We start from the raw sequence: 13308 nt of genomic DNA, 5'->3' as shown, positions 1-13308 counted from the left end.
AGGGGCCCGCCCGGACGGGCGGACCCCTCGGTCACGCAGTTCAGCCGCTGAGGAATTACGTCAGCTGACAGCGCACTTCGTGTCTTTGCTCTTGATGCCGAGGATCTGGCTCAGGATGTCGCCGGTCTCGAGGACGAGCACACCGCTGGTGCTGTTGTCGACCTCGCCACGGGCGAAGATGTTCTCGTCACCGCAGACGAAGAGAACCCGGCCCGGGTCCTCGTCGGAGTGAGGGACGAAGGCCATGTGAGGGGTCGCCGCTAGAGCCGAGCCGCCGACCATGACCATCCCGCCGACGAGCCCGGCCAGGATGAGCCCTTGTCTGAACATATCGATTCTCCTTGATACCTATCGACTACTCTCCGTAGCTATCGGGAGGAGATTTGCCCTAGGCCCTCTTTCAACAAACGCCGGTATTTCTGTCTTTACCTGCGCAAACACGCGGCATGAGGGAAGGGATGACACAGCCCGCCCTTCTTGACCGACAGGTGTACGCGGCAGAGGAATATCCGGCTCCGCCGTGACCCCGCGCTGACGCGTCCTCTCAGGGGAGGGTGAGAACCACCGGGCCGTCGGCGGTGATGGCCACCGTGTGCTCGACGTGGGCGCTCCTGCTGCCGTCCCCGGAGCACACCGACCAGCCGTCCTCGGCCATGCGGTACTCGTCGTCGCCACCCGCCATCAGGCTGGGCTCGATGGCGATCACCAGGCCGGGACGCAGCCGCAGTCCCAGCCCGGCGCGCGCCTCGTTGGGCACGAACGGCGACTCGTGCATGGCCCGGCCGATGCCGTGGCCGCCGAAGTCGTTCTGCATGCCGTAGCCGGCGCCGCGGCCGACCAGCGACATCGCGTGGCCGATGTCGCCCATCCGGCCTCCGGGCACGGCGGCCGCGATGCCCGCCGCCAGCGTCTCGCCGGCCACCTGGACGAGCTTCAGGTCCTCGGCCCGCGCGTGCCCGACGGAGAAGCTGACCGCGCCGTCGGCGTGCCAGCCGTCCACGTGCGCGCCGAAGTCGACGCTCAGCAGGTCGCCGTCGCGCAGCCGGTACGGCGTCGGCAACCCGTGCAGCATGACCCCGTTCACGGACGTGCACACCACCCCCGGGTACGGCATGGCCCCGAACGACGGGTGGTAGCCCAGGAACGACGACCGCGCCCCTGCCTCGTGCATGACCTCGCGGGCCACCTCGTCGAGCTCCAGCAGCGACACCCCGACGGCGGCCCGCTCCCTGACGGCGGCGTGCACGGTGGCCACGACGCGGCCCGCCTCCCGCATGGCGTCGATCTCCCCGGCGGTCTTGAGCGTGATCACAGCGGCCTCCCCAGCCCTCGGCGCGATAACTATACCGGTATTATTATCACGCTTCACGGGGGCTTCAAGACTCCCCGCCGAACCCCAAGACCGGACGGGGATCTCTAGACGGACCCGATAACACCCGACTCATTGACTAATTACGTAGAGTAACCGTTATAGTGCTCGGAGTATGCGTTTCGGACGGTTCTCGATGCTCGCTCTGGCGCTCGCGGCAGGGGCCGTCGACGCGCTGAGCTTCCTTGCGCTCGGCCAGGTGTTCACCGCGAACATGACCGGCAACATCGTCCTTCTCGGCCTGGCCATCGGCACCGGCGACACCTCGCACGTCATCCGCTCGGGCCTCGCCCTGGCCACGTTCTGCCTGGGCCTGACCGCGGGCTTCACCCTGCTGGGCCGCACCCCGTCCGCGGGACGGGATCCGCCGGCGGCGGTGCCGGCGCGTCCGCTGGCGGTGCTGCTCGCCGAGCTGGCGCTGCTGGTGCTGGTGGCGGCCGGATGGGCGGCGCACGTGCTGCCGCGTCCGGCGCTGATCGCCGCCTCGGGGACGGCGATGGGCCTGCAGAGCGCGGTCACGCGCTGGGCGGGCGGCCCCGGGCTGTCCACCACCTACCTCACGGGCACGCTGACCAGCCTGGCGGGCCGGGCGGTCGGCCCGCGCTCGGGGATGCTGCGCCCGCTGGGCGTGGTGCTCTGCGTGGTCTCCGGCGCCGTCATCGCGGCCCTGGCGCTACGCCTGCACCACCCGCTCACGCCGTTCATCGCCCCGGCCACGGTCGCCGCCGCCATCGCCGCCTGGGCCCTCACCTCCGGAGACCGCGCTCACCGCGGTGAAGGCCAGGACGGCTTGCGGTAGGTCAGCAGGTAACGCCAGAAGAGCCGCCGGCGCAGGGAGAAGCCGGGGAGCAGCGACGCCGCCTCCCGCCGGACCTCCTCCAGGGACATCTCCGGCGGCCGTACAGGCGCGGGCACATGCACGGCACGTCGCCCTCCGTCCCGCCCTCCCGCCCGCTCCCCCGCCGCCACCGCCACCCGTGCCGCCGCGTTCGCCGGTACGGCCGCCAGGCTCCAGACGAAGTCGGCCGTCGTCCGCTCCGCGTAGCACCCGAGGACGGCCAGCACCCCGCCGGGCGCCAGCGCGTCCCGGAGGGCCGCCACCGTCCCGAACGGCATGTGGTGCAGGCTGGCCAGGCAGGAGATGTAGTCGTAGCGCCCCGGGGGCAGCTCCATGCGCGTGACGTCGGCGCACACGAACCGCACGCCGTCCACCGGCGACGCCGAGGCGGCCTCGATCACCTCCGGGGCCGGGTCCACCGCGTCCACCTCGATCCCGAGGCCCGCGAGCCGCCGCGCGAAGCGCCCGGTGCCACAGCCGACGTCGAGCGCCGTACGGGCTCCTCCGGGCACGAGCCGGGCCATCGCCCGGTGGTAGTGATCGTTGTGATCGAAGGGCATCCCGGCATCATGCCATCGGACCGCCCGAAACCCCCCGAAGTCGGGGAAAAGACGTCGCCCGCCCGCTGACCGTGCAGCGGGCGGGCGACGTGCGGCGCGAAGGTCAGCCCTTGAGCCAGCTCATCATCGGACGCAGCTTGGCGCCCGTCTTCTCGATCGGGTTCTCGGCCAGCTCCTCGCGGTAGCGCGTGAAGTCCTTCTGGCCGCCGTCGAACTCCTCGACGAGCTGCCGGGCGAAGGTGCCGTCCTGGATCTCACCGAGGATGCGGCGCATCTCCTGACGGGTCTCGTCGGTGATGACGCGCGGGCCGCGGGTGTAGCCGCCGTACTCGGCGGTGTCGGAGACCGACCAGTACATCTTGGAGATGCCGCCCTCGTACATGAGGTCGACGATGAGCTTCATCTCGTGGAGGCACTCGAAGTAGGCGACCTCGGGCTGGTAGCCGGCCTCGATGAGGGTCTCGAAGCCCGCCTTGATCAGTTCGGAGACGCCGCCGCACAGCACGGCCTGCTCGCCGAACAGGTCGGTCTCGGTCTCCTCGGTGAAGGTGGTGCGCAGCGCGCCGGCGCGGGTGCCGCCGATGCCCTTGGCGTACGACAACGCCAGGTCCAGGGCCTTGCCGGAGGCGTCCTTCTCGACGGCGACGAGACACGGGACGCCGCGGCCGGCCTCGAACTGGCGGCGGACCAGGTGACCCGGGCCCTTCGGGGCGACCATGCAGACGTCGACGCCCTCGGGCGCCTCGATGAGGCCGTAGCGGATGTTGAGGCCGTGGCCGAAGAACAGCGCGTCGCCCTCGACGAGGTTGGGGGCGACGTGCTCGGCGTACAGGTGGCGCTGGATGTGGTCCGGCGCGAGGATCATGGTGAGGTTGGCCTCCTCCACCGCCTCGGCCGGGGTGACGACCCGCAGCCCGTCGTTCTCCGCCTTCTCGCGGCTCTTGGAGCCCTCGGGGAGGCCGACGCGCACGTCGACGCCGGAGTCACGCAGGGAGAGCGCGTGGGCGTGGCCCTGGCTGCCGTACCCCAGCACGGCCACATGACGTCCCTGGATGATCGACAGGTCGGCCTGGTCGTCGTAGTAGATCTCGGTCACTTCTGTAGAACCTTTCAGGCGGTACGGTCCAGTGCCCTGAGGGACCGGTCGGTAATGGAACGGGCGCCGCGGCCGATGGCCACCATGCCCGACTGGACGAGCTCTTTGATCCCGAACGGCTCAAGGACCTTGACGAACGCCTCAAGCTTGTCGGGAGTGCCGGTGACCTCTATGGTCACCGCGTCGGCCGCGACGTCCACGCAGCGCGCGCGGAAAAGATTGACGAGTTCGAGCACATGCGACCGGTTCTCGGCGTCGGCCTTGACCTTGATCAGCATGAGCTCGCGCTGAACGGACTGCGACGGGTCCAGTTCGACGATCTTCAGGACGTTGACCAGCTTGTTGAGCTGCTTGGTGACCTGTTCAAGGGGCAGCTCCTCCACGCTCACCACGATCGTGATGCGCGAGATGTCGTCGTGCTCGGTGGGCCCGACGGCGAGCGAGTCGATGTTGAACCCCCGCCTGCTGAACAGCGCGGAAACACGTGCGAGAACGCCCGGCTTGTTCTCCACGAGCACGGACAGCGTGTGCCTGCTCATCGGTCGCTCCTAGTCATCCTCGTTCTCCCACTTCGGCGCCATGTCCCGGGCGATCTTGATGTCGTCGTTGCTGGTGCCGGCCGCGACCATGGGCCACACCATGGCGTCCTGGTGGACGACGAAGTCGATCACGACCGGCACGTCGTTGATCTCCATGGCCTTCCTGATGGTCGCGTCGACGTCCTCGGCGCGCTCGCATCGCAGGCCCACACAACCATAGGCCTCCGCCAGCTTGACGAAGTCGGGGATGCGACGCGCGGTCTGCAGGTCGGTGTTGGAGTAACGCTCCTCGTAGAAGAGCGTCTGCCACTGGCGGACCATGCCGAGGTTGCCGTTGTTGATGACGGCGATCTTGACCGGCACGCCCTCCAGCGCGCAGGTGGCCAGTTCCTGGTTGGTCATCTGGAAGCAGCCGTCGCCGTCGATGGCCCACACCGTGGCCTCCGGCCGGCCCATCTTGGCGCCCATGGCGGCCGGGACGGCGAAGCCCATCGTGCCGAGACCGCCGGAGTTGATGAACGTCCCGGGGTTCTCGTAGTCGATGAACTGCGCGGCCCACATCTGGTGCTGCCCGACCCCCGACACGTAGTACGCGTCGGGCCCGGCGATGGCGCTCAGCCGCTCCATCACGTACTGGGGGGCCAGCGTGCCGTCCTCGAAGGTCTCGTAGCCCAGCGGGTAGGTCTCCTTGTAGCCGTTCAGGACGGTCCACCAGTCGGTGTAGTCGCCCTTCTGGCCCGAGGCCTGGATCGCGCCGACGAGGTCGCTGATGACCTCCTTGCAGTCGCCCACGATGGGCACGTCGGCGTGCCGGTTCTTGGAGATCTCGGCGGGGTCGATGTCGGCGTGCACGACCTTGGCCTGCGGCGCGAACGAGGACAGGTTGCCGGTCACCCGGTCGTCGAAGCGCACGCCCAGCCCGATGATCAGGTCGGATCTCTGCAGGGCGCCCACGGCCGAGACGCTACCGTGCATGCCCGGCATGCCCATGTGCTGGGGGTGGCTGTCCGGGAACGTGCCCCGCGCCATCAGGGTGGTGACGACCGGGATGCCGGTCAACTCGGCGAGCTGCAGGAGCTCGGCCGACGCGCCGGCCTTGTGCACGCCGCCGCCGACGTACAGGACGGGCCTGCGCGACTCGGCGATCAGCTTGGCGGCCTCGCGGATCTGCTTGGAGTGCGGCCTGGTGACCGGGCGGTAGCCCGGGAGCTGCATGACAGGCGGCCAGCTGAAGGTGGTCTGGGCCTGCAGGGCGTCCTTGGAGATGTCCACCAGCACCGGGCCGGGACGGCCGGTCGAGGCGATGTGGAACGCCTCCATGATCGTGCGGGGGATGTCCGCCGGATCGGTGATCAGGAAGTTGTGCTTCGTGATCGGCATGGTGATGCCGGAGATGTCGGCTTCCTGGAAGGCGTCCGTGCCGATCATCGGCGCGGCGACCTGGCCGGTGATCGCCACGATCGGCACCGAGTCCATGAAGGCGTCGGCGATGGGCGTCACCAGGTTGGTGGCCCCGGGGCCGCTGGTCGCCATGCACACGCCCACCTTGCCGGTGGCCTGCGCGTAACCCTCGGCCGCGTGGCCGGCGCCCTGCTCGTGCCGTACAAGCACGTGCCGGACCTTGGTCGAGTCGTAGAGGGGATCGTAGGCGGGCAGAATCGCGCCGCCCGGGATCCCGAACACGGTGTCGACTCCCACGTGCTCCAGCGCCCTCACCAGGGCCTGTGCACCTGTCATCCGTTCGGTCATCGGCTCGTTCCTTGCGTGGCTACTCACTTAAGGACATAAAAAATGCCCCGTCCCACCGGCGGAGGTGGGTCTGGGGCGGCGCGCAGGTCGGAGTGCTTCGCTATCGGCCTGCGCGCCGGCGAAGTACTACGAGAATCTCACTGCGAAGCATGGCTTACACCATAGCCGCTCAGAACGCCCCGGTGTCAACTTGGCGGGACACGAGTCTCAAACGGTGAGACTCGTCCGCATCAGGCTGTCCACGCCGCGCGCCGCCATGGGACGTGCCACCAGGAAACCCTGCCCCCTGGTGCAGCCCATCTCGCGCAGCAGCTCCAGCTGCTCCGGCCGCTCGATGCCCTCGGCCACCACGGTGAGCCCGAGGTCGTGGCCGAGCCGCACGATCGTCCGGGTGAGCAGGGTCAGCGTGTCGTCCCTGCCCAGCCCGGACACGAACGACGGGTCGATCTTGATCATGTCGACCGGGAGCTGCCGGAGGAAGGCGAGGGAGGCGTAGCCGGTGCCGAAGTCGTCGATCGCCAGGCGCACGCCCAGCGCCCGCAGCTCCGAGAGCCGCTTGATGGTCTCCTCGGCGTCCTCGACGAGCATCTCCTCGATCACCTCAAGGGTGAGCGCGGAGGCGGGCAGGCCGCTCTCGGCCAGCGCCTGCTCGACGGTCTCGACGAACCGGGGGGCGGTGATCTGCCGCGCCGACAGGTTGAGCGACAGGCCGATGTCCCAGGACGAGGCCCGCCAGGCGGCCACCTCGCGGCACGCCTCGCGCAGGATCCACTCGCTCAGCGGCACGATCAGCCCGGTGTCCTCGGCCGGGCCGAGGAACTGCTCGGGCGGCACGAACACCGAGCCCCGCCACCACCGCACCAGCGCCTCCACCGCGGTCACCCGGGACGTGGCCAGATCGACCACGGGCTGGTACTCGATGGCGAACTGCTGCTCGATGAGCGCCCGCTGCAGGTCGGCGGCCAGCTCCAGGCGGCGCACGACGTCGGCGTGCATCTGCGCGGCGAACACCTCGACCCGGCGGCCGCCCAGTTCCTTGGAACGCGCCATCGCCACATCGGCGTTGCGCATGAGGTCGCCGGCGGGCAGGCCGTCCTCGGTGAAGGCCACGCCCACGCTCGCGGTCAGCGCAACGTCGCGGTCGGCCACCCGGAACGGCTCCTGGGAGACCGCGCGTACCAGGCGCTCGGCCATGTCCACGGCCATCTGCGCGTCGCCGCCGGTCTCCACGAGCACGGCGAACTCGTCGCCGCCCCAGCGGGCCAGCGTGTCGTCGGCGCGTACGGCCCCGCGCAGCCGCCGGGCGGCCTGGCCGAGCAGGTAGTCGCCGCTGGCGTGCCCCACCGAGTCGTTGACCGAGGTGAATCCGTCGAGGTCGAGGAAGATGACCGCGACGTTGCCGGACGTGCGGCCCGACAGCACCTCGCGGGTGCGCTCCTCGAAGTAGGCGCGGTTGGGCAGCCCGGTGACGCCGTCGTGGAAGGTGAGGTGGGCGACCTGGTTGCGCAGGGCCTCCTCGTCGCTGACGTCGCGGGTGGTGACGAGCATGAGGTCGTCGCCGCCGATGTGGCGGGTGGCGACGGACTCGGTGGGCCGCCAGGTGCCGTCGGCGGCGCGCACCCGGCAGGCGATCATGCAGGCACCCGGCGCGGCGCCCTCCTCGTCGGTGGTCATGGCGCGCATCGCGGCCTGGATGCCGGGGACGTCCTCGGGGTGGATGTAGTCGAAGATCGAGCCGCCGACCAGGTCCTCGGGAGGGTAGCCGTAGGTGACCTCGACGCCGGCGCCGATCTGGTGGACCACGCCCTCGTAGTCGCACAGCAGCACCACGTCGCCGGTGCTCTCGGCCAGCTCCCTGAGCTGCCGCTCGCCCAGCGAGACCAGGCCGCGCAGCCGGATGGAGGCCGCCGAGAGCACGAACAGGCGGACGAGCAGGAGCAGCACCACGGAGACCGCGACCACCACGACGCCGGTCACCGGCTGCGCGGCGCGGGAGCCCGCGAGGTGGGCCAGCAGCGTGCAGGCGGCCACGGCGACGAGCGCGAGCGGCATCATCGCGACCACGTTGCGCACGACCGGACCGCCCACCGGCCGCGCCCGCGGCCCCCAGGGCACGGCGGCCAGCAGCAGCAGCGCGACGGGCACGAGCATGACGGTCCACATGGGCGGCTGCTCGCCGGACAGACGGGCCATGGCGGCCGACAGCCCGCCCACGGTCATGGTGGCGAGCACGCCCACCCCGGCCAGGCCGAGCAGCCAGGAGCCCGCCCTGCTGTTGAGCACCGAGGGGATCACCCCGCAGGTGACGAGCAACGCGATCATCGGCGGCACCATGGCGAACGTGAACGTGGGCGCGTCGCCCGTGTCCTCGTAGTAGTGGCGCAGCGCGACCACCCAGCCGATGAGGAAGAGCGAGGCCGCGCACAGGTACGCGTCCGTGAGATGCCTCAGCACGACCTTGGCCGGGAACCTGCGGTCGGCGGCGATCAGCGCGCCGCCCGCGATGATCACGGTGCCGAGCAGGACGAACAGGTCGGCGAAGCCGACGACGAAGCTCGTGGCGACCGAGCGCAGCGCCACACCCGCGGCCCACACGACCGCGCCGCCGCCCATCCAGCGCGCGGCCATCGCCGTCGAGCGGTGTTCGGCCGACCTGAGCGAGACCCCCAGCAGCGAGGCGGCGGCGACGAGGGCCGCCACGCCTCCGGCCACGGCCCCGGTCAGCAGGGCCGGCCCGCCCGCGAGGAGCGCGGCGGCGAACGCCACCACTCCTGCCGCCCCTGCGGCGGCCAGCGGCGCCCGTGGATCACGCCAGCGGATCACAGTCGTTGCCCATCCTGTCTTGAACCCTGCACCAGTGTCCGCCGAAGCCCGGCGGGCACATCGCCAGTGTGTGCGGTCGCGGATGCGCGGGTGGTGACAACGCCGATGTCGTCACCGATCTGATAACCACACAGACCAATTTCCGCCAAGAGTTCCTTGACAGCGAGTCAGGAACTCCCTGCAGACGCCACCGTACGCACGAAAAGGTCACGGACCAGCCACGTTCCGGAATCCTCTCAATACGAGTCGGTAATGACGTTGATCAACTCTTCACCTGCGAGGAAACGGCCGAGCTGCTCGCGGATCAGCCGGAGCGTGCGTCGCACGGAGGCGGGGGTGCTGCCCGCGATGTGCGGTGTGATCAGCACGCCCGGCGCGTTCCAGAGGGGGTGGCCCTCGGGCAGCGGCTCGGGCGCGGTGACGTCGAGCGCGGCGCGTAGCCTACCGGTTTTGAGCTCGGCGATCAGGGCTTCGGTGTCGACCACGCCGCCCCTGGCGGCGTTGACCAGGACGGCGCCGTCCTTCATGCGGGCCAGGAAGGCGCCGTCGACCATGCCGGCGGTGTCGGCCGTGGCGGGCACGAGCAGGACCACGACGTCGGCCGCCGGCAGCAGCGCGGGCAGCTCCTCCATGGCGTGCACGCCCTCGCGCGCGCTCCTGGCCACCCGGACGACCTCGACCTCGAAGCCGCTCAGCCGCCGCTCGACCGCCGCGCCGATGGACCCGTGGCCGACGATGAGCACGGTGGAGTCGGCGAGCACGCCGGTGTGGTGGTAGGTCCACTCACCCCTGCGCTGGGCGTCGGTGAACCCGGGGAACTCCCTGAGCACCGCGATCATCGCGCCGACCGCCCACTCGGCGGTGCCGGCGTCGTGCACGCCGCGGGCGTTGCACAGCACCACGCCCTCGGGCAGGTGCGGCCGGTACGGCTCCACCCCCGCAGTGACGGTCTGCACCAGCCGCAGCGAGCGCATCCGCGCCAGCGTCTCCGCCACGCCGGGCACCACGACCAGCGGCGGGATCCAGACCTCGACGTCCTCGATGCCGTCCGGCATGGACGAACCATCGTAAACAGCGCACTCAACGCCCGGCAGGTCAGACAGGACGTCCGCCGCCGCTTCGGACGGAACCCAGATCTTCATGCCGAGAACCTTACGACCCGCGGGGAAGTATGGAACACATGAGGAAGCTCTGGACGATCGTGCTCCTGGCCGCGCTCACCGCCTGCTCCGGCGACGGTGAGACGCGCCCTGCGGCCTCCGTCCCCACCCCCGCCGTCACCTCCGTCGCGACCGCTCCCACCGCCTCCGTGCCGGCGGCCGTGGCGCCCGGCGCGCCCAAGGACGTGGCGACCGGCCTGGCCGTGCCGTGGGCGATCGCCTTCCTGCCCGGCGGCGACGCCCTGGTCACCGAGCGCGACACGGCCAGGCTGCTGCGCGTCACCCCCGCGGGCAAGGTCACCGAGGTCGGCCGGATCACCGGCGCGCGGCCCGAGGGCGAGGGCGGCCTGCTGGGCGTGGCGGTCAAGGACCGGCAGGTCTTCCTGTACTACACGGCCGAGCAGGACAACCGGATCGTCCGCTACCGGCTCGGCGACGACGGCCTCGGCGACGAGCAGGTCATCGTGCAGGGCATCCCGAAGGGCGGCATCCACAACGGCGGCCGGCTCGCCTTCGGCCCCGACGGCTACCTGTACGCCACCACCGGCGAGACCGGCGACCGCGAGCTGGCCCAGCGGCGCGACTCGCTCGGCGGCAAGATCCTGCGCATGACCGCGGACGGCGCCCCCGCCCCCGGCAACCCGTTCGGCACGCTCGTCTACAGCTACGGCCACCGCAACGTCCAGGGCCTGGCCTGGGACATCGCGGGCCGCCTGTACGCCTCGGAGTTCGGCGCGAACACCTACGACGAGATCAATTTGGTCCGGCCGGGCGCCAACTACGGCTGGCCGGAGGTCGAGGGCAAGGGGAACGACGCCCGCTTCGTCAACCCCATCCTCACCTGGTCCACCGGCGAGGCGTCGCCGTCCGGGATGGCGTACGCGGACGGCGCGCTGTGGGTGGGCACGCTGCGCGGCCAGCGGCTGTGGCAGGTGCCGCTGGGCCGGGACGGCTCGCCGGGCACGCCCGTGGGCCGCCTGACCGGCCGCTACGGCAGGCTGCGCGCGGTCACCGCGGCCCCCGGCGGCGCCCTGTGGGTGAGCACCAGCAACAAGGACGGCCGCGGCTCACCGCGTCCGGGGGACGACCGGATCATCTCGGTCCCCCTGTCCTAGCCAGGTCCTAGCCGGGCGCGCCGCAGGTGAGCGCGGTCTGCGGCCGGTACTTGGTGACCAGCTTCTTGTCCTTCTTGACGACCTCGCCGTCCTTGTAGAACACGCGGGTGACGTCGATCGTGAACCCCTGCTGGCCCATGGCGGCCACGCAGCCCGCCTCGCCGCTGGTCGCCCGTCCGAACGGCTTGAAGTCGCGCCGCTCGGACTCGACCGCCTCGATCTTGTCGTACCGCTTGGTGCTCCACAGGGAGACGGTGACCGTCGTGGGGGTGGTCGTGGTCTTGATCAGCACGCCGTACTCGGAGTCGTTGCGCCACTTGAGGTCGCGGTCGGGGTAGAGCAGCGCCACGTCGCGCCCGGCGGGGTAGGAGGGCGCGTAGTAGTCCATGGGCTCGCGCTCGACCAGGTCGAAGCCGCCGAGGAAGGCCGCGTTGTACATGGTGGTGGCGAACTGGGAGACCCCGCCGCCGACGATGTCCACCATCCGGCCGCCGACGATCTGGCCGGCCTGGACGTAGCCGTCCTCGACCGTGCGCTCGCCGGTCGCCTCGTTGAGCGAGAACGTCTCCCCCGGCTTGACCAGCCTGCCGTCGAGCTCCTGGGCCATGCGCCGGATGTTGGTGACGCGCGGCGGGCAGCAGTCGAACGTCGTGCTGAACGTGCCGACGTTCTCCTTGATGCCGAGGCCGCGGATCTGGCCGGTGGTGACCTCCGGGGTGACCACGCCGAGCTTGACCTCCACGGTCCGCGGGCCGTCCGAGCCGAACAGCTTCTCGATGTCCCGGGCCAGCAGCTTGGCGTTCACGCCCCTGCCCTTGCGCGCGGGCACCAGCACCGGCTTGTCGCCGACGATCTGGTACGTGGCGTCGCGCGGCTGCTGCGTGGCGTCCACGAGGCTGTTCTCCACCGGCGCGAGCGCGGCCTCGGCGTCGAACTCGGGGACGAGCGCGCCGTCGTCGCCGGGCGCGTAGGACAGGTGGGCGGCGATCATCGCCGGGGTGAGCTGGGCCTGCTTGCCGGCGAGCGTCAGCGTGACGGGCGCGGAGACGGCCTTCCTGGCCTCGGCCAGGGCCGACTCGACGGACTCCGCCGAGGTGGCGGGCCTGGCCGGGCGCATGGTGAGCACCACCGCGCCGCCGCCGCGCAGGAACGCCTCGCCGATCCGGCGCACGGCGTCGTCCCGGTCGAGGAGCACGCCGTCCTCGGGCATGCGGGCCTTCGGCACCAGCCCGGAGAAGACCACCTTGCCCTCGCGGGGCTGCTTGTCCACGCCTTCGGCCAGGCCCTCGACGGTCCTGGTGAGCTGCGAGGTGTCGATGGTCAGCTTGGGCGGGACGTCGGTCGTGCCGGTCAGACCGCGCCAGACCTCGACCGGGCCGGGGAAGCCGCTGGGGGCCTGCCCGATGGTGCCGACCACGTCGAGTTCGAGCCCGGCCTCGTCGGGCTGGATGGTGTCCTTCTTGGCGCCGGCCTGCACGGTGACCGGCCGGCTGAGCCTGGCGCCCAGCTCGGTGCGCAGCTTGTCGGCCGCCTGGGTGACGGTCAGGCCGCCGATGTCCACGCCGCCGACGCGGGTGCCGCGCAGCACGGCCCCCGACATCATCACGGCCGGCACCACGTACGCCAGCGCGGCCAGGACGAGCACCAGCACGAGCAGGCCGGGCAGCAGGCGGCGCCGGCGGGCGGGCTCGGGCTCGAAGGAGGACGGCCGGTCGCCGCCGCTCCCCCCGAACACGGGGGCGGACGCGGCGGGGTCCTTGTCCTTCATCGGCCACGGCTGCGCGGGCGGCGCCTTGGGTGGCAGCGCGCCGCCGGTCTGACCGCCGGGCGCGCTCGGTCCTGGGGCCGGCCGGGGCTCCTGCTGGTCCTGCGGGCCGAAGATGTCACGGGACACGCCCGGAGGTAATCCTTCGATCCGCGGCTTCTTGGAGACACCCGACGTGGGCAGAGGCACCGAGGCGAACGGGTCGGTCGGTGATTCGATCGGTCCGGCGTTTCGCACGCCTCAATCTCCTCCCGGTCCGCAGCCAAGTCTCAGGCAACAGTAAGGCACGAGTAT

General features: G+C 71.0%; 11 protein-coding genes. 2 read left to right on the top strand and 9 right to left on the bottom strand.

All coding sequences use genetic code 11. The features are described 5' to 3' along the window. Nucleotides 1–60 precede the first annotated feature (60 nt). Together ABZ815_RS14070 and map are read right to left on the bottom strand one after the other, a co-directional pair. Entirely contained in the window at nt 61–330 is a 270-nt protein-coding gene (locus tag ABZ815_RS14070) for a hypothetical protein (RefSeq protein WP_352318980.1), read from the bottom strand. A 214-nt stretch (nt 331–544) separates the two neighbouring features. Beyond that, complete coding sequence (map, locus tag ABZ815_RS14065) at nt 545–1312, bottom strand: type I methionyl aminopeptidase (RefSeq protein WP_357697573.1); 768 nt, start codon at nt 1310–1312, stop codon at nt 545–547. Between the two features lie 172 nt (nt 1313–1484). Here map and ABZ815_RS14060 point away from each other — a divergent pair, with 172 nt between their 5' ends. After that, nucleotides 1485–2168 (top strand): YoaK family protein, encoded by a 684-nt coding sequence (locus tag ABZ815_RS14060; protein ID WP_357697571.1) that lies wholly within the window; start codon nt 1485–1487, stop codon nt 2166–2168. On the opposite strand, the gene ABZ815_RS14055 is transcribed toward ABZ815_RS14060, so the two are convergent. The 6 genes from ABZ815_RS14055 to ABZ815_RS14030 all read right to left on the bottom strand — a co-directional run bounded on the left by ABZ815_RS14055 (nt 2135) and on the right by ABZ815_RS14030 (nt 10029). Beyond that, the gene (locus ABZ815_RS14055; RefSeq protein ID WP_357697569.1) at nt 2135–2767 is read right to left on the bottom strand and encodes a class I SAM-dependent methyltransferase; all 633 of its coding nucleotides are present in this window, start codon (nt 2765–2767) and stop codon (nt 2135–2137) included. The two genes, ABZ815_RS14060 and ABZ815_RS14055, sit on opposite strands and share 34 nt — an antisense overlap. Nucleotides 2768–2870: 103 nt before the next feature. Then, entirely contained in the window at nt 2871–3854 is a 984-nt protein-coding gene (ilvC, locus tag ABZ815_RS14050) for a ketol-acid reductoisomerase (protein ID WP_125637313.1), read from the bottom strand. Nucleotides 3855–3877: 23 nt separating this feature from the next. Beyond that, nucleotides 3878–4402: an acetolactate synthase small subunit gene (ilvN, locus tag ABZ815_RS14045; RefSeq protein ID WP_352318972.1), complete on the bottom strand. Its 525-nt coding sequence runs from the start codon at nt 4400–4402 to the stop codon at nt 3878–3880. A 9-nt stretch (nt 4403–4411) separates the two neighbouring features. Continuing rightward, entirely contained in the window at nt 4412–6178 is a 1767-nt protein-coding gene (locus ABZ815_RS14040; RefSeq protein ID WP_357697567.1) for an acetolactate synthase large subunit, read from the bottom strand. A 180-nt stretch (nt 6179–6358) separates the two neighbouring features. Continuing rightward, nucleotides 6359–8974: a sensor domain-containing phosphodiesterase gene (locus ABZ815_RS14035; RefSeq protein WP_357697565.1), complete on the bottom strand. Its 2616-nt coding sequence runs from the start codon at nt 8972–8974 to the stop codon at nt 6359–6361. 236 nt (nt 8975–9210) lie between these two features. Beyond that, entirely contained in the window at nt 9211–10029 is an 819-nt protein-coding gene (locus ABZ815_RS14030) for a 2-hydroxyacid dehydrogenase (RefSeq protein WP_357697564.1), read from the bottom strand. Nucleotides 10030–10154: 125 nt separating this feature from the next. Here ABZ815_RS14030 and ABZ815_RS14025 point away from each other — a divergent pair, with 125 nt between their 5' ends. Next, entirely contained in the window at nt 10155–11249 is a 1095-nt protein-coding gene (locus ABZ815_RS14025; protein WP_357697562.1) for a PQQ-dependent sugar dehydrogenase, read from the top strand. Between the two features lie 7 nt (nt 11250–11256). Here the strand turns inward: ABZ815_RS14025 and ABZ815_RS14020 are convergent, their stop codons facing one another. Next, nucleotides 11257–13143 (bottom strand): VanW family protein, encoded by a 1887-nt coding sequence (locus ABZ815_RS14020; RefSeq protein WP_357697561.1) that lies wholly within the window; start codon nt 13141–13143, stop codon nt 11257–11259. Between the last annotated feature and the right edge of the window lie 165 nt (nt 13144–13308).

Source organism: Nonomuraea sp. NPDC047529 (genome assembly GCF_040642995.1).
Classification (GTDB): Bacteria; Actinomycetota; Actinomycetes; order Streptosporangiales; family Streptosporangiaceae; genus Nonomuraea.
Note: the sequence above shows the minus strand (reverse complement) of the source record. Positions and strands in the feature narration are given on the sequence as shown.

Excerpts from the sequence above, each read along its gene's own strand:
- ABZ815_RS14030 (WP_357697564.1), bottom strand. The coding sequence starts at position 10,029 with ATGCCGGACGGCATCGAGGACGTCGAGGTCTGGATCCCGCCGCTGGTC.
- ABZ815_RS14060 (WP_357697571.1), top strand. The coding sequence starts at position 1,485 with ATGCGTTTCGGACGGTTCTCGATGCTCGCTCTGGCGCTCGCGGCAGGG.
- ABZ815_RS14055 (WP_357697569.1), bottom strand. The coding sequence starts at position 2,767 with ATGCCCTTCGATCACAACGATCACTACCACCGGGCGATGGCCCGGCTC.
- ABZ815_RS14070 (WP_352318980.1), bottom strand. The coding sequence starts at position 330 with ATGTTCAGACAAGGGCTCATCCTGGCCGGGCTCGTCGGCGGGATGGTC.
- ABZ815_RS14025 (WP_357697562.1), top strand. The coding sequence starts at position 10,155 with ATGAGGAAGCTCTGGACGATCGTGCTCCTGGCCGCGCTCACCGCCTGC.
- ilvN (WP_352318972.1), bottom strand. The coding sequence starts at position 4,402 with ATGAGCAGGCACACGCTGTCCGTGCTCGTGGAGAACAAGCCGGGCGTT.